Annotated in this window: 20 protein-coding genes; 18 read left to right on the top strand and 2 right to left on the bottom strand. The window is 42.0% G+C overall.

What is annotated here, in order from left to right; translation table 11 throughout:
• Positions 1-199: 199 nt before the first annotated feature.
• Positions 200-694: a DoxX family protein gene (locus ACJJIL_RS11690; protein ID WP_445359773.1), complete on the bottom strand. Its 495-nt coding sequence runs from the start codon at positions 692-694 to the stop codon at positions 200-202.
• Positions 695-1,873: 1,179 nt separating this feature from the next.
• Between ACJJIL_RS11690 and ACJJIL_RS11685 the strand changes: the two genes are divergently transcribed.
• From ACJJIL_RS11685 to ybiA, 3 genes are all read left to right on the top strand, one after another.
• Complete coding sequence (locus ACJJIL_RS11685; RefSeq protein WP_445359772.1) at positions 1,874-2,773, top strand: ADP-ribosylglycohydrolase family protein; 900 nt, start codon at positions 1,874-1,876, stop codon at positions 2,771-2,773.
• A 490-nt stretch (positions 2,774-3,263) separates the two neighbouring features.
• A complete protein-coding gene (locus ACJJIL_RS11680) occupies positions 3,264-3,737 on the top strand; it encodes an NINE protein (protein ID WP_445359771.1) in 474 nt (157 codons plus the stop codon).
• A 239-nt stretch (positions 3,738-3,976) separates the two neighbouring features.
• Positions 3,977-4,528 (top strand): riboflavin biosynthesis intermediates N-glycosidase, encoded by a 552-nt coding sequence (gene ybiA / locus ACJJIL_RS11675; RefSeq protein ID WP_444912890.1) that lies wholly within the window; start codon positions 3,977-3,979, stop codon positions 4,526-4,528.
• A 201-nt stretch (positions 4,529-4,729) separates the two neighbouring features.
• Here ybiA and ACJJIL_RS11670 read toward each other — a convergent pair whose 3' ends face one another.
• Positions 4,730-5,557 (bottom strand): DUF2306 domain-containing protein, encoded by an 828-nt coding sequence (locus tag ACJJIL_RS11670; RefSeq protein WP_445359770.1) that lies wholly within the window; start codon positions 5,555-5,557, stop codon positions 4,730-4,732.
• A gap of 188 nt (positions 5,558-5,745) precedes the next feature.
• Between ACJJIL_RS11670 and ACJJIL_RS11665 the strand changes: the two genes are divergently transcribed.
• The 15 genes from ACJJIL_RS11665 (at position 5,746) to ACJJIL_RS11595 (ending at position 18,501) form a co-directional block, all read left to right on the top strand.
• Positions 5,746-7,017 carry a sensor histidine kinase gene (locus ACJJIL_RS11665; RefSeq protein WP_445359769.1) on the top strand — a complete coding sequence of 424 codons (1,272 nt, stop codon included), beginning with the start codon at positions 5,746-5,748 and terminating at the stop codon, positions 7,015-7,017.
• Positions 7,017-7,691 carry a response regulator gene (locus ACJJIL_RS11660; RefSeq protein WP_444905472.1) on the top strand — a complete coding sequence of 225 codons (675 nt, stop codon included), beginning with the start codon at positions 7,017-7,019 and terminating at the stop codon, positions 7,689-7,691. The genes ACJJIL_RS11665 and ACJJIL_RS11660 overlap by 1 nt, the downstream gene beginning before the upstream one ends.
• Positions 7,678-8,127 carry a hypothetical protein gene (locus ACJJIL_RS11655; RefSeq protein ID WP_444913589.1) on the top strand — a complete coding sequence of 150 codons (450 nt, stop codon included), beginning with the start codon at positions 7,678-7,680 and terminating at the stop codon, positions 8,125-8,127. Before ACJJIL_RS11660 ends, ACJJIL_RS11655 begins: the two co-directional genes overlap by 14 nt.
• A gap of 638 nt (positions 8,128-8,765) precedes the next feature.
• Positions 8,766-9,392: a hypothetical protein gene (locus ACJJIL_RS11650; RefSeq protein WP_444905470.1), complete on the top strand. Its 627-nt coding sequence runs from the start codon at positions 8,766-8,768 to the stop codon at positions 9,390-9,392.
• Positions 9,393-9,757: 365 nt separating this feature from the next.
• Positions 9,758-10,324: an undecaprenyl-diphosphatase gene (locus ACJJIL_RS11645; RefSeq protein WP_444912894.1), complete on the top strand. Its 567-nt coding sequence runs from the start codon at positions 9,758-9,760 to the stop codon at positions 10,322-10,324.
• Positions 10,325-10,903: 579 nt separating this feature from the next.
• Positions 10,904-11,245 carry a hypothetical protein gene (locus ACJJIL_RS11640; RefSeq protein ID WP_445359768.1) on the top strand — a complete coding sequence of 114 codons (342 nt, stop codon included), beginning with the start codon at positions 10,904-10,906 and terminating at the stop codon, positions 11,243-11,245.
• Between the two features lie 239 nt (positions 11,246-11,484).
• Positions 11,485-12,084 carry a dihydrofolate reductase family protein gene (locus ACJJIL_RS11635; RefSeq protein WP_445359767.1) on the top strand — a complete coding sequence of 200 codons (600 nt, stop codon included), beginning with the start codon at positions 11,485-11,487 and terminating at the stop codon, positions 12,082-12,084.
• 100 nt (positions 12,085-12,184) lie between these two features.
• A complete protein-coding gene (locus ACJJIL_RS11630; protein WP_445359766.1) occupies positions 12,185-12,610 on the top strand; it encodes an N-acetyltransferase in 426 nt (141 codons plus the stop codon).
• A gap of 76 nt (positions 12,611-12,686) precedes the next feature.
• Positions 12,687-12,842, top strand: coding sequence for a hypothetical protein (locus ACJJIL_RS11625; protein ID WP_445359765.1), 156 nt, complete (start codon positions 12,687-12,689; stop codon positions 12,840-12,842).
• 341 nt (positions 12,843-13,183) lie between these two features.
• The gene (locus tag ACJJIL_RS11620) at positions 13,184-13,549 is read left to right on the top strand and encodes a hypothetical protein (RefSeq protein WP_445359764.1); all 366 of its coding nucleotides are present in this window, start codon (positions 13,184-13,186) and stop codon (positions 13,547-13,549) included.
• 504 nt (positions 13,550-14,053) lie between these two features.
• Complete coding sequence (locus ACJJIL_RS11615; RefSeq protein ID WP_445359763.1) at positions 14,054-14,860, top strand: helix-turn-helix transcriptional regulator; 807 nt, start codon at positions 14,054-14,056, stop codon at positions 14,858-14,860.
• A gap of 86 nt (positions 14,861-14,946) precedes the next feature.
• A complete protein-coding gene (locus ACJJIL_RS11610) occupies positions 14,947-15,507 on the top strand; it encodes a YbhB/YbcL family Raf kinase inhibitor-like protein (protein ID WP_445359762.1) in 561 nt (186 codons plus the stop codon).
• A 521-nt stretch (positions 15,508-16,028) separates the two neighbouring features.
• Entirely contained in the window at positions 16,029-16,514 is a 486-nt protein-coding gene (locus ACJJIL_RS11605; protein WP_445359761.1) for a GNAT family N-acetyltransferase, read from the top strand.
• Between the two features lie 474 nt (positions 16,515-16,988).
• Positions 16,989-17,705, top strand: a complete 717-nt coding sequence (locus ACJJIL_RS11600; protein WP_445359760.1) for a hypothetical protein — start codon at positions 16,989-16,991, stop codon at positions 17,703-17,705.
• Positions 17,706-17,790: 85 nt separating this feature from the next.
• On the top strand, positions 17,791-18,501 hold the full coding sequence (locus ACJJIL_RS11595; protein ID WP_445359759.1) for a DUF4386 domain-containing protein: 711 nt from the start codon (positions 17,791-17,793) through the stop codon (positions 18,499-18,501).
• Positions 18,502-18,974: the final 473 nt, after the last annotated feature.

Raw genomic sequence — 18,974 nt, 5'->3', positions numbered from 1 at the left:
ATAGAGTGTGTCTATGCAATTCATCCTGAGTATATGGAAGTAAGATCTTTACCTACTTTACTAGCATTGAGGTTCTGTAAGTTTACCGTATGGTGAATTAGATTGCGCATTTACTGCTCTATTGGCATGTTACTATTAGGTATAAATATAGTGATAATACCTCAACGCAAAGTGTCTTTTCTTAGGTGTCATTCCATTTTTACTTAATCCTGTTAATTCCTAATTTACTTGCGATTAGAGTGTCTAAACTGAATTTTCCAGGGCCCGTAATTATTAGCCATATGAATAAAATAATATATAAAACTTGAGGTAAATAAAGAAACCAGCTCATCCAATCTAATGGTCCAATATCTTTAGGGATGACACTTTCTATTTCAACGGTAGTAATGGCAACAATCATTACAAAAGACAGGATGGCGGCGACAAGTGTTGACAGTAGGCCTACCATTAAAAGTAACCCTCCGAAGAACTCCACAGAAGCTAAAAAAAATGCCATAAATTCATGAAAGGGAACTCCTATTTCATTCATTAAGTTTATAAGATCTGCATGCCTCTCAGGGATAAATAGCTTGTTGTATCCTGATACTGAAAAAAATAATCCCAGTGATACTCGCGTAATTAAAATAGGTAACCACTCCCATCCGGGATTGCCGACAAGTATTTTTTTAATTAGAGGAGAGGATTTTGTAAGCATCTTTACGCTCCAGTAGGGTGTTTTTTGCGCCTGACCTTGGATGGCCTCTATTTTTCATATAGTTACATATTGTTTATATTTCTGTGTTGTATATGAGCAAGATCTAATTGAATAGCTGAATCAGTCATTGTTACTGTACTTTTGTAAATTCTGGAGGGGTTGAGGTTTCACCGATAACAGTCGGTATAGTAGACATCTCTTTATTAACAAGCAAAGATAATGAAAGCGATGCTTTGCATGACAGTAATTCATTCATTCCTCATCCCAAATGAACCATTTGGGTTCGTGCGCATGCTGGATTACCACGAGCTAGCGAGATGTTTAAAACAAAAGATACGATATCCAGATAACTAAAACATATTAGCTTACTTACACGCCAGGGCAAGCGAATTGATACTTGACCATAGTGATTACGCCAAATAGATAGCCCTCGACAATTTGGTTAGCTAACTAACCATACTTGGTAGGAGCGTAAGATTACTTTATATAGCTAGCCAATATTTACTGATTATTATCAGTTAAGGAAGCTTATAAGAACTCAAAATTGTTTTATAAAATGTTGGATATTAATGGAGGAGCTGAATAGTATTCGTTACTAATTAATTTACTTGCTGAGTATTGAAAAAATCCTAAGCTTGAAATTGGGGCCTATTGGTGACAAGCCGACTACCGTTACATGCTTTTGAGTTTCTTTCTAGATATCTTATAGTGATATATGACGTTAATATCACCCAAAATTTGTATTTATACCAACTCATTAAGTGCTTTTTCATTCTATCCGTAGTGGCATCTATACCATAAGAGCTTAAGTCCACAGTAATGAGATATGTGTGTCTTTTGATAGGATATACCTAGAAGATTTTCTTGTTCGGAACAGAGGCTATCAACCTGTAAAAAGTTATAATCTGCAAGCCTGGCTGTAGAGCCTGGTATTCATTTGTTAACAAGCTTTTCTGAAGTAGGGTATCATCATGTTGTTAAAGGTGAGTGGGGTGGAAAGGAATCTGAACATGAGGAAAGCTAGCGGTTTTTCTGGAGGTTCTTGACAAGAAGGCAGTTCACTTGCTGGATTTTTCATGTGTTAGATGTATATGACTTCGCTATCGTCTCACAGTTACGATGACAGAATAGCTGTAGTTATCACAGCGTTGGCAAACAAGGATTGAGGTAATATTTAAGTTGGAAGATAGAATTATTGGATCTCTCGTAGGGTTAGCTTGCGTAGATGCTGTAGGTACTACGCTGGAGTTTGAGGTACGAGGTACGTTCGAGCCAATTAAAGATATGGTTGGAGGCGGCCCTTTTAGGCTACAACGTGGAGAATGGACAGATGACACATCTATGGCTCTTTGCCTTGCTCATAGCCTCTTAAGCAAACTCGACTTTGATCCAGAAGACCAAATGAATCGCTACTGTAATTGGTATCAATACGGGTATATGAGTAGTAACGGACGATGTTTTGATATCGGAATTACCGTATCCAAGTCCTTAGAGCAATACCTTCAAACTAGAGACCCATTTTCTGGAAGTATAGATATACGGTCATCTGGAAATGGATCGCTAATGAGGTTGGCACCAATACCTATTTTCTTCAGTAAGAGCGAAGAGCTTTGTATCAAATATGCTGGAGAAAGCTCAAGGACAACACATGGGTCTTATCTTTGCATAAGCTCTTGCCGGATGCTTTCACTATTGATTTATCGAGCTTTTAGAGCGGGAAGTAAAGATGAAGTTTTTGATGGGTTAGATCCAACTGATTATTGCGAGGAACTTCGATCACTAACCAACAAGGATTTCTCCGCACTTGGCTATAAAGAGATAAATGGCAGTGGATATGTGATAGAGAGTTTGATTGCGGCTGCTTGGTGCTTTTATCATGGAAAAAGTTTTCGCGAGTGTATCCTTTTGGCTGCAAATCTCGGTAATGATGCAGATACAACTGCGGCTATTTGCGGGCAGATGGCGGGTGCTTTTTATGGGTACTCCAACATTCCAGTTAATTGGCGAGAGGAGATTGTAATGTCAGCTGAGATAAGACAGCTGGCGATCGACTTATATCATGCAGGTAGGACCATCTAACCAGGATATAAATCTCGATTTAGCCACTTGTTTGGCTTTCAACGGGTCTGCGACATAATGTACGTTATGCTGATGATGGTGGAGTGAGTACGGTAAATACACTTATATGCTGCTACCTAAAAGGGTAGTGGCGCTTCCTTAGAGTTTGGCCCTCTATTCGGCTTGATGCTTTGGATAGTCGACTACCCGCTTTCATTCCGTGTAGTTCCTTCCTTCGTGGGAGATGTGAGAATTGAGGGTATGAATGCCTATCTTGACTTGATTGCCATTCGCTTTTAGGAAGAAAAATCTAGTTGTTTATCACTGAAACTCTGGATATGAGTATTCATTCTTTGAAGAATGCCTGGGGAGTTGGTTCTTGTGGACTGAATAAACTGGAGGTGCGGAGGAGGACAGTTTGGTAGGCTTTAGAATTATAGGGAACCGTGATATATAGTCGCTACTTGTGAGTGAACTGTTATATTTTGGAAGTAGATTAAGGAGTATTAATGTGGACGGAAATATCTATGAACAGCCCACATCTGAGCTTGAACGAAACCTAGTATTTTGTAGAGACTGCGGGTCCCAGATTTCAAGAACGGCACCCTCTTGCCCAAGTTGCGGTGCGGCTCAGCAGGTAGGCGGCAAAGGAAAAGTGGCTGCAGGGTTGCTGGCTATATTCTTAGGTGGCTTTGGTATTCATCGATTCTATCTAGGGCAGTGGTGGGGATTGTTCTATCTTCTATTCTGCTGGACGGGAATTCCAGGACTAATCTCCTTTATCGAAGGAATTGTGTTCTTATGCACGTCTGACGAGAAGTGGTTAGATAAATATGGGCATAAAAGTGGAGGTTCTGCATTAGTTTTAGTGCTTATACTCTTCTTTGTAGTAATACCTGTAATTGGAATCTTAGCTGCGGTTTCAATTCCTGCATATCAAGACTATGTTGAGCGCGCTCAGCAACAACAATTAGAATCTCGTTAGCTTTATAATAACTTAATGACGATCTCTCCTAACGGAATCGTCATTAAGGCTCAATGGAGTTACATAAATAGACTTAGATCTTGGAATTCAAATATTTTCACGACCTTAAATTCCTACAGGGCTCAATGCATGGCGTCTACGATAATTTAATGAAAAATCTCCAACACTTGAGCCACTCTGTGAGTGGCTCAGTAAAATACAGTTAAGAACAGTATTACATTAAGCATATGGCAGTAAATGTGAAGATCACAACTAGAGATGAACTTGTTGATTTTGTAAATCAAGGCAATAGGGTGAAGTATATCTTTTTCTGGGGGCACCAGGAAAAAGGAAGTCAAGTATCAAAGAGCTGTTTTAGTCAGTGGTATGAGTCAAAGTTCGTAGAAGATGGAAATAGATTTATCACTGCAGAGCATTACATGATGTACCATAAGGCGAAGTTATTTGGTGACGACAGTGCGTGCAAGAAAGTTCTCCTTGCGGGCACTCCTGGAGAGGCTAAGGCAATTGGTCGCGGGGTACTTGGGTTCCAGCAAGAAATATGGAATGAGAAACGATTTGAGATTGTGGTAAATGCTAATCTGGCCAAGTTCTCTCAAAATTCTGAGCTAAAGCAATTTTTGCTTAATACAGAAGACAGAGTATTAGTTGAGGCTAGTCCAGTAGATAAAATATGGGGCATTGGTCTGGCCCAAGATAATTCTGCGTCAGAAAATCCTAACGATTGGAAAGGCCTTAATCTTTTAGGGTTCGCACTTATGGAAGTGAGAGCCAGGCTAACAGGCATCTAAAATAGCTTGTGGGTGTAGAATAGGGGAAGGTGGGTGCCGAGCTATCAGTACGAGGTAACTCCTCGGATCACACAAATGCATAGTGCCAAAATTAATATAGTACTCTAGTTTCTAACTCTTCGCTCAGAGCGGGATTTCCAAGTCGTGAACCTCTAAAGTCAAATCAGCATAAGAAGTTCACGATAACCAGCTCTAGTAGCCTTAGATCCGTGGCAGCCACATTCCCATCGTAGCAGCAAAAATACCAATGGCCATAAACACGGTCAGCGGCATTAATGTACTGACAAACGCAATCTGGGTACCCTGTGCGGCTCCACGCTTTTGACAGTGAAAATACCATTCCAGCATGGCCAGTGGGAGCAGGTATTGGCCGAAGCCCAGTGCATATAGGAAAGGCCCGGTAAAGGATTTCCAGTCAATCCCCCAGCCGCCGGTTAGCATTGCCCAGCCCATCAAGGCTACACGAAAAAACCACACTGCACTTGCTGCCATAAAAAGGCGCAAGGCCCAGCGGCGGTGCTCAGCAATGCGTCTGGCCATCGCAGTCTGCACTGCCAGAAAGGCAAATAACAGAATCAGTATGCCGTCCATTGTAATGCTGATCTGCGACACCAGGTTGCCAAAGGTGTGCCGCGTCCAGGTCATGTAGAGCCCCGCAATACTCGCGATGACAGCGGTCAGCAGATAGCTGCGTCCCAGCCAACGGTGCAAGTTAGGGGCATGGCGCCGCACAGAAGGGATTAGCTGAAGTGGACCACCGCCGATGACAATCGCGGCCAATAGCACGTGGCTCACCGAAGCCAGGTTGCCTAATATATCTCCCTCGCGGAAGCCTGCCGGTAGGTGCAGCCCTTTCAAGCCGTGCACTCCTGATTCGGCAATGGGTGGGTAGAAGACGGCCAGGATATAGGCGAAGAAGATCGCATGGCCGATAGCCGCGATGCAGAACCAGGTTTTTACCGACAGGTTAACTGCCCGCCGGGTGTCGAATGGTTGCGGTAGTGGTTGGCTGAGTGCAGCGTCGTTCATGGGGTTCTCCAGGCGATTATGGTCCGCATTGGGTCTGAGTGTGCTTGCCGAGCATGTTCTGCTTTTTCAGACCTATGCACATCGGTCGCAGGCAGGAATCGAACTCCCCCAAAAGGTGGAGAGTTTGCCGCATCCGTCTCCCCCGAAAGTCCCATGACAGCTGGCTGTCCCTGGTTTAGCATGCGGAAATGAAATCTTCGTCCCTAAGTACGTCTGCGCCGAATCCGCCCAATGCCAGCACGGAACTGCCCAAGCTCCCTATGTGGCGGCCCTTACGTGGGCCGTTTGAGCTATGGCCGCACCTGACCGACCTGTTTATTGCGTTGCTTATGTTCTTGTTGACGCTTTTGATGTGGTCGCGCAACGGCTCCACCGAAGTGCTATCCATGCAGAGCCTGTGGGATGTTATTGCTTTCCAGTGTGCATTCGTTGGCTCTTTCGCTCTGTTGTGGCGTCGCACCCACCCTTGGCAGGTACAGGCCGTTATTCTCGGCGCAACAATATTGCTGGAGCTGGGTTTGCCGGCAGATGGCATCGTGGCTATGGCGATTTCGCTGTATAGCCTCGGTCGTTACGAGGCCAATACCCGGGCTAGCTTTTTTGGCGTTATCACGACGCTGGTTTTTGTGGCGCTTGACCAGGGTATTCCGGTTCAGCCAACTGCGGCAGGCACAGTAACGGTGATGCTGGTATGGGCGCTGTGGTATATCGGCCGCCGGCTGCGCTTTCGCGGCGAATATCTGCGCTTGTTGGAAGAGAGGGCCAAGTATTTGGAGCGCGAGCGCAATGCCGAATCCGAGCGCGCAGTTGTAGCCGAGCGCACTCGAATCGCCCGTGAGATGCATGATGTGGTGGCGCACCAAGTGAGTCTTATGACTGTGCAGGCCGGTGCCGCCAGAGCTATCAGCCGCAATAACCCGCAAGCTGCCAATGAGGCTATGGCTTCTGTAGAGGCGGCTGGCCGTCAGGCCATGGCAGAAATGCGTCATTTACTCGGTGTACTGCGACCGACTAATAACGACACTGCGCTCACTCCGCAACCAGAACTCGGCGATTTGCCAGATCTGATTGAAAAGGTCCGACAGGTGTTAACCCAGGTTGACTATGAGGCCAACGGTGCACTGGAGAAAGTGCCAACCAGCGTCGCGCTCGCCGCCTATCGCATCGTTCAGGAATCCCTCACCAATGTCATCAAGCACGTCGGTGCTGCAGCGCGAGTGCAAGTGAGTGTGCGCGCAGATCACGGCACTCTCACAATTCGAGTGCGCGATGATGGAAATACTCACGGCGAGCGGCCCATGAGGGAAATAGCTATTGATGGGCAGCCAGGCGGTGGGCACGGCATCGCGGGAATGCGCGAGCGCGCGGAACTGCTCGGTGGCTATCTGTATGCGGGTGTAGTCGATGGTGGCGGTTTTGAGTTATATGCACAACTACCTACAGGAATGGTGAAAACATAATGTTGCGAGTGATGGTAGTGGACGACCAGGCTTTGGTGCGACGCGGTTTTGCCCTGATTCTGGATAACCAGCCCGATATCGAGGTGGTCGCCGAGGCCGGTACCGGCGTCGAGGCGATTGAAGCCGCGCGAGTGTACCAGCCGGATATCATCCTAATGGATATCCGTATGCCGGAGATGGACGGGCTGGAATCCACAGCGCGCATCCTGGAAGCTAGTGATGCAACTTGCCGTGTCATTATTTTGACCACGTTCGATCCTGATGAATACGTGTTTCGTGCGCTGCGGGCTGGCGCCAGTGGCTTTGTGCTCAAGGACATTCCCCCAGAGGCGCTGGTACAGGCAGTGCGCACCGTAGCAGAGGGCGGTGCCATGCTTGCACCGGGCATCACCCAACGCTTGATAAGCCAGTTCGCACAGAAACTGGGAACTGGGCGCAACCTGGCAAAGCGGCTGGAGCGCCTGACCACCCGGGAGCGTGAAGTACTGGAAGCCATCGCCGCAGGCAAGAGTAATGCAGAGATTGCTGAGACCCTATTTATTGGCCCTGCTACCGTGAAAACCCACGTTTCCAGTATGCTGTCAAAATTGGAGGTGCGCGATCGTGCGCAGGCAGTCGTATTTGCCTACGAATGTGGCCTAGCCACAGTGGGGGAGCGTGATGTCGGCTTCTAGATCAAAGCCTGCTTTGCAACGCAATGCACTTTATCGCCTTGCCGCCTGTGGCACTGTGGTTCTGGGGCTGTTTCTCTTCCTTGGAGCCCAGGGCCACTTTGTTGCCATCTGGCCGTTGGTAACCAGCGATGGTATCGGTTTATTCCGTCGTTTGTTGTTGATGTTACCCGGTGTGATGCTCGCCGGCACGGCGGTGTTGAACCTCCTGCTTTGTAAGCCACTCTGGCAAGAACGTCGCTATGCCCTCAACGTTACTCTCGCGGTAAATTTGCTTACTACGAGCTATTTGTTCTACCTAATGATACGTGGGGTTCCCAATCACCCTATTGGTATATTTCTCGCATTGGAGATGTCTTTTGTATTATTGCTCCTAGTAACAAGAACTGGACTGGTATGGCCTATGTCAGCAGAACCGCCGGTTGAGATGGACATTTAGTAGCACAAACGCCCGGCGAGTTTTGCTAACATTCAACACCATAAACCTCAAGGTGTCTTATTCAAAAACAACTCCATCGGTTAAAGTGGTTTTGGTGGAGCATCGCTTTGTTAGATCCATTCCAAATAGACTTGAAGCGAACCCTTCCGATAACTTCATGGCTTTTTTCACCGCAGCTCATTAGATAGCTTTCCGAGTAAATTCTCCAGAAACAACGTATGGCTTCTTTTCAGTTCCAGCTCTGCGACTGAGAGATTTGTTACAATTTGTAGGTAAACTAGCTCTTTGGGGCGGAGTAGGTGGGCGCGGAAATAGATGATATGAAAGGGGCAGCGGATAAAGTGCTTAATCACCCGAGGGAGGAGAGTGGAAGCAGTATTGGTGGCTATACTTTATTATGTATAGCAGCTATTTCAATAGCTCGTTAACCTAAACTAGAATCTCTAAAAAATATAGAAAAAGGAAAGGGTAGAATTATAGCGGGTCTTGTCCAATGTTTGACTTGAACATCCGTATCAGTTACAGCGGGCTTTTAATTCTCAGAACTTTTTGTGTAATTCGACTAATGAGCTATGAAACTAGATAAAAGCGTGATATATAAGTTTCTGATGGATTAACTGTTATACATCGGAGTGTATTTGAGTATCAAGCGAATAAATCTACTTTCTTGTGCTGCTTTTATTTTAGCTGGTTGTAGTACCGGGCCATACTTAAAACCGAGTGCTCCAATAGGATGGCACAGCACCGAAAACCCGGCATGTTATGGGGCTGAAAAAGTACTAGAGTTCAGTCTTCCTGATTACGATTGGCTGATATTTAGAGTCTTGGCCAAACAACCTACAAAGCGTCACCCAGAAGGTACAAAGTTAATTGCCTATGTAAGGCCTGTCTTGTATAGACATCCTGAGCCAAATGGCACTTGGTCATTATTTCCCTCAGAGCAAGAAAAGAAGACTAAAGAGAGCTTAATCGCCGAACGCAAATCCCAACATATCGAGATCTCATTCTCAAGTGCTGTAGCTACTATCACTTTTCTTGATGGTAGTGAATCCCAAGTTGAGCTGCCATTTTTTCAACAGCCATATCAAATACCATCTGATGAGTCTTATGGGTTCTGGGGACCTGAGGTAGTAATATCTCCTGAAAATCTGGAGTATTTTACGGTAAAACTGCCGCCTCTATTTGTAAATGGTGAAGAAGTTACAATCCCGCCAATCGAATTTAAAGTCAGCGAAAGTACATATGTTCCAGTGCTAAATTGTTAAAGAATAGCGCTTGATAAGTAAAAGTAGAAAATTCTCTACACTGCTACCTTGAGGGTAAATAGATATGAGTAATGAGCTTCCAATTTAAAATATTAGTGTTAATTATATTCTTCCTGTTTGGGGGAATTATGGTGTATGTCGACTCCTGAACTATGATAAGGGATGGATTGAATCTATTGAGCAACTAGAGCACTACAAAGACTAAAGTCTGTTACAGTACTATGTCTTCCAAGTATAAAAGCAGCTGGCTACATACACTAATGAATTCCAGCCCAAAACTACCGTTTGTACCATGCTGGGTACACATTGTTTCGCCTGGATAAAGGCTTAATATTAAGATTTTGAAGGAGTTCAGAGGTTGTTAAATGGAAAAATTCAACGAAACAACTTTTGTTCTTATTAATCAATTTGCAGGAAAAAGTGCAATTTTAGATACTGTTTTAATAGCTGCAGCAGAGGTCATGCCTTATATTTTTATGCTCGTGATGCTCTATCTATGGTTTGATCCAAGTATAGAAAGAAAAAGGTCCAGCCTGAATTGCGGGTTGTCTGTGTTACTCGGTATGTTAATGAGCTATATTATTTCTATTTTTTATTATCATTCTCGTCCATTTGTGAATAATCTCGGTACGCAATTAGTAGAACATGCGCCGGACTCTTCATTTCCTTCAGACCATACTACGTTTATTTTTTCGATAGCTATAGTGCTTCTATTTAACAAATCAACTAGGGTAATCGGTGCTGTTTTGTGCCTGTTGAGTGTTGTTAGTGGCTTATCCAGAGTTTTTGTTGGTGTTCACTATCCTTTAGATATACTAGGTGCCATTTTGGTAGCAATTTTCTCATCAGTTGTCGTATTTAAAATACAATATAAAACTCAATTCCTTTTAAATTTTTTGGTTAAAAAGTTACCTGGGAAGAGAGTCGGTTAGAACTAAAAGTAGTTGATGCTTCTCTTGCATTTATAATATTTACTTTCTATTTTATATACCATACATTGGGTTAGGGGGCTGTCATTTATAGTGAAGAAATAGAAGTGGAGTTTTCATTGTTCCTCTCGATTAATGGTATGCTGAACTGGATTGATGGAAGCGATGAGATCGTGCGAACCTCAGGTAGGAAATCATAAGGGTTTGTGTTTCTGAAGCTTGGTTAACAGTCGGTTGATATGGATTCCTCCATTTTTTTGGTTTTTAATCCCAGCCGCTTTCCAAGTTAGTACGGCTGAGTGGTACACATAACTTGTTCTTACTTAATTTTAACATCCATAGGGGAGGTCTGCTTTAGCTCCTTAAGAAAGATATGTATCTTACTTGTTTACTCTCAAAGTAAAGAGTGGGCATGTGTAAAAATTGGAGAGGAATAGTTTTTTTGTTGGTAAACATAGGTGCCAACTTAATACGATTCCTTTACCTTTCATTCTTTTTACTGTAGGGACGAGAAGCTTTAGAATTATAGGTAGGCATGGTATATAGATACTGCTTTTTAGTTAATAGTTGTAAGAGGACCGCATGAATAAGGAATTTCTAGACCACATAATTTCGTATATATATTTCCCGTCTTTAGGAGCGTTGCTGTTAGCTACGCTTTTTGCTCCGATAGGGCTGAAGGGATTGTCAAAACTCTCTAAATTCGCCCGTTTTTCGGTTGGTGTTTATTTAAGTGTCACAGTTGCCGCTTGTTCTGCTTTGTTCGCATTTTCATATGGAGGTTGCTTCGAGAACTGTTCTGAGAGCGTAGATGATGAGATTGGTATTTTGATTGCTAGTATAATCAATTTTATAGGTGCAGTATTTGTATTTCGCTTCCTTTCAAAGAACTGGCCTAATAAACAAAAGCAAGGTGCAGCATAAATGTACTCTGGCTTAAGACATTAGCTGTATAAGGTAAGCTATCGCTGCGTTACTACTTGTGTTTGTGATTCATGTCGCTATTGAACTCATGTATGGTAAATGCTTGCCGTGTTTCTTTTTCAAGTTGTAAGTGGTTTTATAATCCAGCGCTATACTCGCTTCCGGCATATTCGTGCCTATATAGCTGAGATTGGCGTTATTCGGCACAAATTATTCATCTCTTTCGCGAGAATCAACCAATGAGAAACTTAGCCATATTAGTATTTCAAACACTTGACGGAGTAATGCAAGCACCGAGTTTGCCTGAGGAAGATTTTTCAGGTGGCTTTAGTCATGGAGGCTGGGCCAAGGATTATTGGGATGAAGTCATGGAGCAAGTCGGAAGGGAGGCCATGGCGGAACCTTATGATCTGCTATTAGGACGTAATACGTACAATTTATTTGCCACAAGTTTTTCAAATGCCAAACCTGGAAATCCAGCTGCAGACAAACTTAATCAAGCAAAAAAGTATGTCGTAACATCAGGTAGTGATGATCTCACATGGAATAATTCATTCAAGCTAAAGGGGGCAGATGCGGTCGTCGAGATAACCAAAATTAAGAAAATTAATGGGCCTTTACTACAAGTTCATGGAAGTTGGCAGTTGGTGCAGTCACTTCTAAAGCATAACTTGGTAGATGAGCTTAGGCTTTGGACGTTTCCAGTAGTTGTTGGAGAAGGAAAGCGACTGTTCGAAAGTGGTGAAATTTCATCAAAATACAAACTCATCAATTTTGCGAAGTGCCCCTCAGGGGCTTTTATGCATTTTTATAAATCACTAGATGGCAGGGCTATTTAAAGAGCATTGTTAAATAGAAAACTCACTCATGCGACTATCCTTACTGAGATTGTTGTTGAAATAAAAGCAATATTATCGAATTTACTGAGAATTTATCAAAATGATTAGGTTATATAACTGTAACGATCTGCCTACTATATTGGATATTTGGTTGCAAGCTTCTATTCAAGCTCATGATTTCATACCTTCAGATTTCTGGGAGGCACAGTTAAGTGATATGAGAGATGTTTACATTCCTACATCGGAGACATATGTTTATGAGATGGAAAGTAAAGCAATAGGCTTTTACTCACTTAGTGGCGATACGCTTGCAGCTATATTTGTCTCTCCCTCTCTACAGGGAAGAGGAGTAGGCAAACAGCTCCTTAACCATGCAAAGTCAAAAAGAGATAGGCTGATACTTTCTGTTTACAAAGAGAACGTTTCTAGCTATCAGTTTTACTTGTCTCAAGAATTTAAAGTAGTAAAAGAACAAAGAGATGAGCATACTGGTCACCCAGAATACTTAATGAGTACAAAAATATAAAAAGGAGTTCAAGTCGGCTTAGCTTCTGTCGTCTAGCGCGACGTTATGCATAAGGCGAGAATAAGATATCTCAAATATGAAACCTGAAGAGAAGAATTGTATAGAGAAAAGAGTTAGGAATAGGATCATCGAAGTTCTAGAGCTTTTCTCAGATGAATTTAGATCTGATGTTGCAATTGCCAACCTTGAATTCTGGGGTGGTTGGTTTGATGCTAATTCAATAATTCAATAATTCAATAATTCAATAATTCAATAATTCAATAATTCAATAATTCAATAATTCAATAATTCAATAATTCAATAATTCAATTTGATAAAGAGGTATTTGTGAGAGAAGAAATTGAATCTTTATTAGTTGTAAATAAATTCTGGGAGAGAGTTCAGCCAGATTCGAAACCGTCCTCTCAAGAGTGGTGTGATCTGCTATTTGAGTCAAAGCATGCTTTAAATATATTTCTCAAACGTGGTAAATTTTATGAGTAATCCTTTTAGTTTATTGTTGCTAACGTCAGTCATACAGCTTACTTAAGGTTAAAGTAATAATACATAAAATATATACTAGCTTTATTCGCTTTGGCAATTTCACTTGATGCCTATTCTACGAGTTGTTGGACATCATTCCATGACAAGGCAGTTTCACGTGAAAGAGGTACTTCTGAAATAGAGTTTGTTGTTGATAGAAGCAGAATAATTTTTATAGGTAGCGCTGAGAGTATTGGAAAAGAAGTAATCGCTGAGGGTAGTGGTAAGGGCGGACATGTTTCAGAAGTAGTCACTTTGTTCGATGTTGAAGAGTCAATAAAGGGAAAAATCGCAGGTAAGAAGCTAGTTACTTCTGGTAATATTTGCTCTTGCAAATATGATTTTGAGGCTGGAGTGAGCTATTTAATCTTTTCTACTGATAGAAAGGGGATCCTGTACCTGGACAGTTGTGTCTAGCAATGCTTAGTATCTAGCCTGGTCTCGACTACATCCTTATATATGACATCTGTCCATAGATGTCTCGTGTTGGCTATTTTTTGGTCTCATCTTGTGCACTCGCAGATCTCTTCACTTTGGACCAGTAGGGAATTGTGGGGCGTGGTGTATACTATTACTTGATCTCTATTCACTTTCTGTTCTATGACAGATACATTTGTACCGACTCTTCAGCTTTTACTAGTTCGCTGCTTTGTACCAAAGTATTCGATACCGGATGCTGCTCCAGCATACAATTGGGCTTGCCTTGACAGGCAAGCTTGGTACGTATGCAATAGGTGTACCTGGAAGATGGTAAGCGGAGAATAGGGAGGTCCCATTTCGAAATCGCTACTAAGGCGTTTTTGATGGTTGCGATCCGGACGATTTTATTGTGTGCGATTGGGTAGGCATATTTTGTAATTATTGATAATCGTGCTATATAAACTCTGCTTTTGAATTTACTATTAGGCGCTCAATCAACTTATGCATGAACTTAAGCAATTAGCAAAGCAGATACTAAAGGAGAGTAAGAACTTACCTTTTTCAGTATATTCCTCATATAGAGAACAAAATATTTTTAGTGTTCCTATTGTTAATCCGACCTTGATATGTGTGCTTGATGGATGCAAAGAGGTGGGTGGTGGCAGGCAAAAGAGTTGCTCAACAGGAGAGTTTATATTTTTATCTAATAGCCCTAAAATTGATATGCGAAATATCCCAGGTGATTCAGAATACTTCGCATTGCTTATTGAGTTTGAATACAATGATTTCGATAGATTAACACCTGCAAGAAACAAAGAAGAAAAATATTTTACGGGAGATATAGATTCTACTTTAGAGTTAGCCCTTCATCAGTTTATGGAATGGAGTTCTTTCGTTCCTTTTGATCTGTGGCATATTCGAAGACAGGAAATATTACAAACATTACTCTATTTGGGATACCAGGAAGTAGCTTCTGTTTTTGAACCGACAAGTGTAAGCCAAAAATTATATAGAATTATCAGTGAAAATCCAGCCGCGGATTTAAGAGTGGATATATTGGCTTCAAAATTGTCAATGAGTGAATCAACACTAAGAAGAAAGTTAAATAGCGAAGGCACGAGCATTAAAGTCATTGTAGATGATATCAGGCTTGGCTTAGGACTGCACTTACTTCAAACGACTTTTGAGCCAGTAGGCCGTATATCAGAAAGATGTGGCTATAAATCCCAGTCTAGATTTTCAGATAAGTTTAAAAGATCTTTTGGTATAACTCCTATAGAGCTGAGAAAAACACGAGTGAACGTTTGAGGCGAAAGTTTGCCTGTTTTTGATATGTTACTCTGAACATAATGCCCTTATGATGAGTAATCACTTTGAATATGTTTGGAGGAAATATGTTTAGCTTAATTAGTAAGTTTAAATGTACCGTATTTACAGTGCTTATATCCGGCGTAGCCTCTGCAGAATCATTTTTGCTCTCGAGTAATGATATTGATACTGGAAAGTATATGAGTAAAGAGCAAGAATTCCAGGGGTTCGGTTGCACTGGTAATAATATTTCACCCCAATTATCTTGGGCAAATTCCCCAAAGGGGACAGAGGCTTTTGCTGTTTTTGCATATGATCCTGATGCACCAACAGGCAGTGGTTGGTGGCATTGGCAAATTGTAAATATTCCCAAAAGTATAAGTTCACTGGAAGCTGGCGCAGGAAACTCAGAACAAAATCGCACTCCACAGGGTAGTGTACAAATAGTAAATGATTATGGAGTAAGAGGTTTTGGTGGTGCTTGCCCACCGAAAGGGCATGGTGCGCATCGGTATCAGTTTACGGTTTTTGCGCTATCAAAGAAACTAGATATACCAAGCGATGCATCAGGGGCACTAACTGGCTATATAGTTAAGGCTAACTCTTTGGGGGAAAGTACTATTGAAGCTTTATACATGCGGGAGTGACTCTCCAGCAAGAAAATTCAGATGAGGCCTTGGCGGATCTGATCTGTGCGAGAGCGAAATAATCGAAGGTCGTTGTTACTTGTTATCGCATAAAGTTAAACCTCTTAAGAAAAAGCTGTACTAGGCCTCCTTTGGTGAGGCTGTTCCCTTAATACTTCATTTATATATGCAGTAAGATTCTATCCGTTTGATGAGGGTGGTGAAGCGTGGATGCCGATCTTTAATTGGCATCCATCCACTGGAAACGGAGTAGCTGGGTTTACTGGTGTGGATTAGAGGGGGGACTAAAACGCCTCAAAAATATGGGTAAAAGCTGTTTCGTTGATTACGCTACGATATGAATATCAAAATTCAATAGACGCTGCTCTACATCTTACTTTGATTGTTAGTGCCACCTAACGGTAGCTTCTTTATCATTTGTCTCTTTTTTTCCGATCAGGCTGATAAGCTTAGGAAATATAGAGAAGTGTGATATATAGGTGTTACTTGTCGATTGATTATTAGATCTTTAAGGTTAGACCATGGAAGTATCACTTCGTCAGATTACCAAACAGAATTATGAAGCAGTATGTGATCTTGATGTTGCACCGGATCAAGAAGATTACGTTGCCTGCAATATGTGGTCACTAGTTGAATCGATGTTTAACGAAGGCTATGAAACTCGTGCTATTTACTTGGATAATGAAGCCGTTGGATTTCTAATGTGGGTACAAGAAAGCTTAGAAAAAATCTCAATCTGGCGGTTTATGATTGATCAAAATTACCAACAAAAAGGTATTGGTCGCATAGCTCTGGATCTTGCTTTAGGAGAAATTCGGGACGTTCCGGGACTTCAAGAGATTGAAATTTGTTATAACCCTAATAATCCCGTTGCAAAAGCTTTTTATTCTAGTTTCGGCTTTGTTGAGGTCGGAATGGATGATGATGGAGAAGATATGCTCGCCGTAATTGACTTAACCAAATCTAACGGCAGTCACGAGGTGAGAAAAAGAACAGCTTTTCTGTAAGTTTATAATAAAACTATAAAACGATAGATTGTAGTTCTATTGTTTTTTTATGATATCGGGTTTACTGAATAGCAGCCTCCAAATCTGGTATATGAGATAATCTTAATGGGGTGGCTTAGTAAGTGACTCTTGGTTACGGAATAGGGAAGGAACTCATATTTGAAGTGCTAAAAGATGTCTTTTAGGTGGTTTTATCATCAGAATATAAGCGCAGCTACCGTTGTTTCTTGGATAGGACGAATCTTTCCTTGATTCGTGGAGCGTCATCATAAGATATAAAGTAGGGTGGTCTCAGGATTATGGATGTCTCAATCTGTATTTTGTGCTGAACATTTGTACCAGTTAAAGGCTATTCTTTGCTCCTCTTGATTTTATCTCACTGGGCTAGCTTTGGAATTCTAGAGAAGCGTGATATATAGATGCTGTACTTGAATTAACTATTAAGAGTTAATAATTGCCACCTAAGGATTACAAATGACAAAGTACTTGATAGTTATAATTGCGATACTTGTTACAGGTTGCGCTACTGTAGCTACATCTCACCGACCAAGCGATTACTATAAGACTGGGGGTAATGAAGCGAATAATGAGCCTCTATTTGGCTCCACTGGTGAATCGTTAGGGGATATAGACATAGACCGCATCCTCAACTATGAGCTAAAGCTTCCTGCACAGAATAGAATTGCAATACTCAAGTTGTCCAGTGACAGCTACTGGCGCCATTACTCTAATGATTTTACGCAACTAAACGAAACTATTGCTAGGGACTTTGTAGGGCAGTTGAGAGAGTCTGAAAGGGTTTACGATGCTTCATTCTTACCAAGCATGCTCGTTCCAGAGCAACGTACAGTGCCTTATCTTCGAGAAGCTGCTGCACGCTACCAAGCTGATTTACTATTAGCCTACCGTTCAAGTTGCCGTACTTTTGAGAAGTATAAGTTTATTGATCCGAATGAAACAAAGGCATACTGTTCAGTGGAAGTAGTCTTACTTGATGTTCGGTCAGGTATAGTGCCATTTACGGTTGTGTCAAGTAACGAGTTCTCTGCCCGCAAAGAACTCGGTGATACTAATTTCAATGAAACCATAAAGAAGGCAGAGATCGCTGCCGTAGCCGAGTCATTAAAGGATTCCGCAACTCAGCTAACGTCATTTTTAAGCAGTATTGACACACTGCAGCAAGAACTCTAACAACTATATTCAGGTGGCGCCTGCTTCGCACCTGAAATAAAGATTAAGTCTTTCGTCGTATGCGAGAGCCAAAGGATAATTACTGATGGATAATACACAATCATCACTTAGCTTATATGCGAAGCAATTAGGTGCCGCATACTTAATTTATATCGTTTTAGGGATGCTCAATTCATTACTTATCAAGAAAGGAATATACGATTTTGCGGCTTTTGCTGAGACAGAGGTGAGGTTCAGGTTCGCTCAGATTATAGATATAGCCATGTTTATCGCCGTTATTTGGGCATCTTGGGCGCAGTATTTGGTTACAAAAACTATTAACAAAAATGTTGCTTTTTTGGCATTGCTTTTTAGGTTTGGAGAAGGGCTTCTTGGCTTTGTAGCAACAATTATTACATTGACGGTTATAGTAGTTTTAAGAAACCAGGAATATTCGAATGTATTTCAAGAAGAGCAGCTACATGCGTTAGCGAGTATATTTGTGAATATGAGTGGTTCGATGTGGGATGTTCTTTTAATCATAATGGGCATAGGCGCGACTATTTTCATGTACTTATTTTACGTTTCAAATTACGTGCCTAGGTGGTTGGTTCTTTGGGGGGCTTTCACTTATATGTCGATGGTGGTTTATGGGTTTTCAAATATTTTGTTACTCGAGCCGCCCCAAATACTGAAACACTTCATGCTTCCAGGCGCGTTTTTTGAAATCACATTTGGGCTATGGTTATTAATCAAAGGAATTAACATCAAACCTAGTTCAATCGATGCTCCAGGTTTATACAAAAGTAATGTCTGAGTAAGCATTAATGCATGACCGACAAGACTGTGCAGTTTTTGGTACAGTGATCGTATCTTGTTACCAAGCAAAGTTTAATTTCATCAGAGAGGGTTTGGCTAGGGCCTCCTCTCTTGGGGAACTTGCCTTTAACGTCCAGTTGTCTAATATTTGGTCGATTCTGATATGAACATAGATCCCTTTTCTTTGGACACGGAGGGGTTTGGGGATGCCAATGCCTAACGTGACTTCTTTTCATCTCTATTGTCTTGACTGAGGCATGCTCTCAAACTGTTATACGTGCGCCGGTAGTGCTCTTTGGGATCAAGCTATTTGTTTCCTATTGAAATTTGAGCGTAGGTGAGTATTCCTGATTGGGAAAGACTGATAAGTTAAGTTTGATGGAGGAATGGGGTACGGGGTCGCAGAATAGGAAAAAGCAAATGCCAAGCTGCAAGAGACTTGGGAATCCCTCTATTTGCTAACTTCTGGGA

The sequence above is a fragment of the Microbulbifer maximicatervae (SeqCode) genome (assembly GCF_052468095.1).
The sequence above is the reverse complement of the archived record's forward strand: the minus strand, read 5'-3'. Positions and strand labels throughout refer to the sequence as shown.

Excerpts from the sequence above, each read along its gene's own strand:
- ACJJIL_RS11655 (WP_444913589.1), top strand. The coding sequence starts at position 7,678 with ATGTCGGCTTCTAGATCAAAGCCTGCTTTGCAACGCAATGCACTTTAT.
- ACJJIL_RS11600 (WP_445359760.1), top strand. The coding sequence starts at position 16,989 with ATGACAAAGTACTTGATAGTTATAATTGCGATACTTGTTACAGGTTGC.
- ACJJIL_RS11665 (WP_445359769.1), top strand. The coding sequence starts at position 5,746 with ATGAAATCTTCGTCCCTAAGTACGTCTGCGCCGAATCCGCCCAATGCC.
- ACJJIL_RS11605 (WP_445359761.1), top strand. The coding sequence starts at position 16,029 with ATGGAAGTATCACTTCGTCAGATTACCAAACAGAATTATGAAGCAGTA.
- ACJJIL_RS11630 (WP_445359766.1), top strand. The coding sequence starts at position 12,185 with ATGATTAGGTTATATAACTGTAACGATCTGCCTACTATATTGGATATT.
- ACJJIL_RS11610 (WP_445359762.1), top strand. The coding sequence starts at position 14,947 with ATGTTTAGCTTAATTAGTAAGTTTAAATGTACCGTATTTACAGTGCTT.
- ACJJIL_RS11660 (WP_444905472.1), top strand. The coding sequence starts at position 7,017 with ATGTTGCGAGTGATGGTAGTGGACGACCAGGCTTTGGTGCGACGCGGT.
- ACJJIL_RS11640 (WP_445359768.1), top strand. The coding sequence starts at position 10,904 with ATGAATAAGGAATTTCTAGACCACATAATTTCGTATATATATTTCCCG.
- ACJJIL_RS11595 (WP_445359759.1), top strand. The coding sequence starts at position 17,791 with ATGGATAATACACAATCATCACTTAGCTTATATGCGAAGCAATTAGGT.
- ACJJIL_RS11635 (WP_445359767.1), top strand. The coding sequence starts at position 11,485 with ATGAGAAACTTAGCCATATTAGTATTTCAAACACTTGACGGAGTAATG.
- ACJJIL_RS11615 (WP_445359763.1), top strand. The coding sequence starts at position 14,054 with ATGCATGAACTTAAGCAATTAGCAAAGCAGATACTAAAGGAGAGTAAG.
- ACJJIL_RS11670 (WP_445359770.1), bottom strand. The coding sequence starts at position 5,557 with ATGAACGACGCTGCACTCAGCCAACCACTACCGCAACCATTCGACACC.
- ACJJIL_RS11625 (WP_445359765.1), top strand. The coding sequence starts at position 12,687 with ATGAAACCTGAAGAGAAGAATTGTATAGAGAAAAGAGTTAGGAATAGG.
- ACJJIL_RS11645 (WP_444912894.1), top strand. The coding sequence starts at position 9,758 with ATGGAAAAATTCAACGAAACAACTTTTGTTCTTATTAATCAATTTGCA.
- ACJJIL_RS11690 (WP_445359773.1), bottom strand. The coding sequence starts at position 694 with ATGCTTACAAAATCCTCTCCTCTAATTAAAAAAATACTTGTCGGCAAT.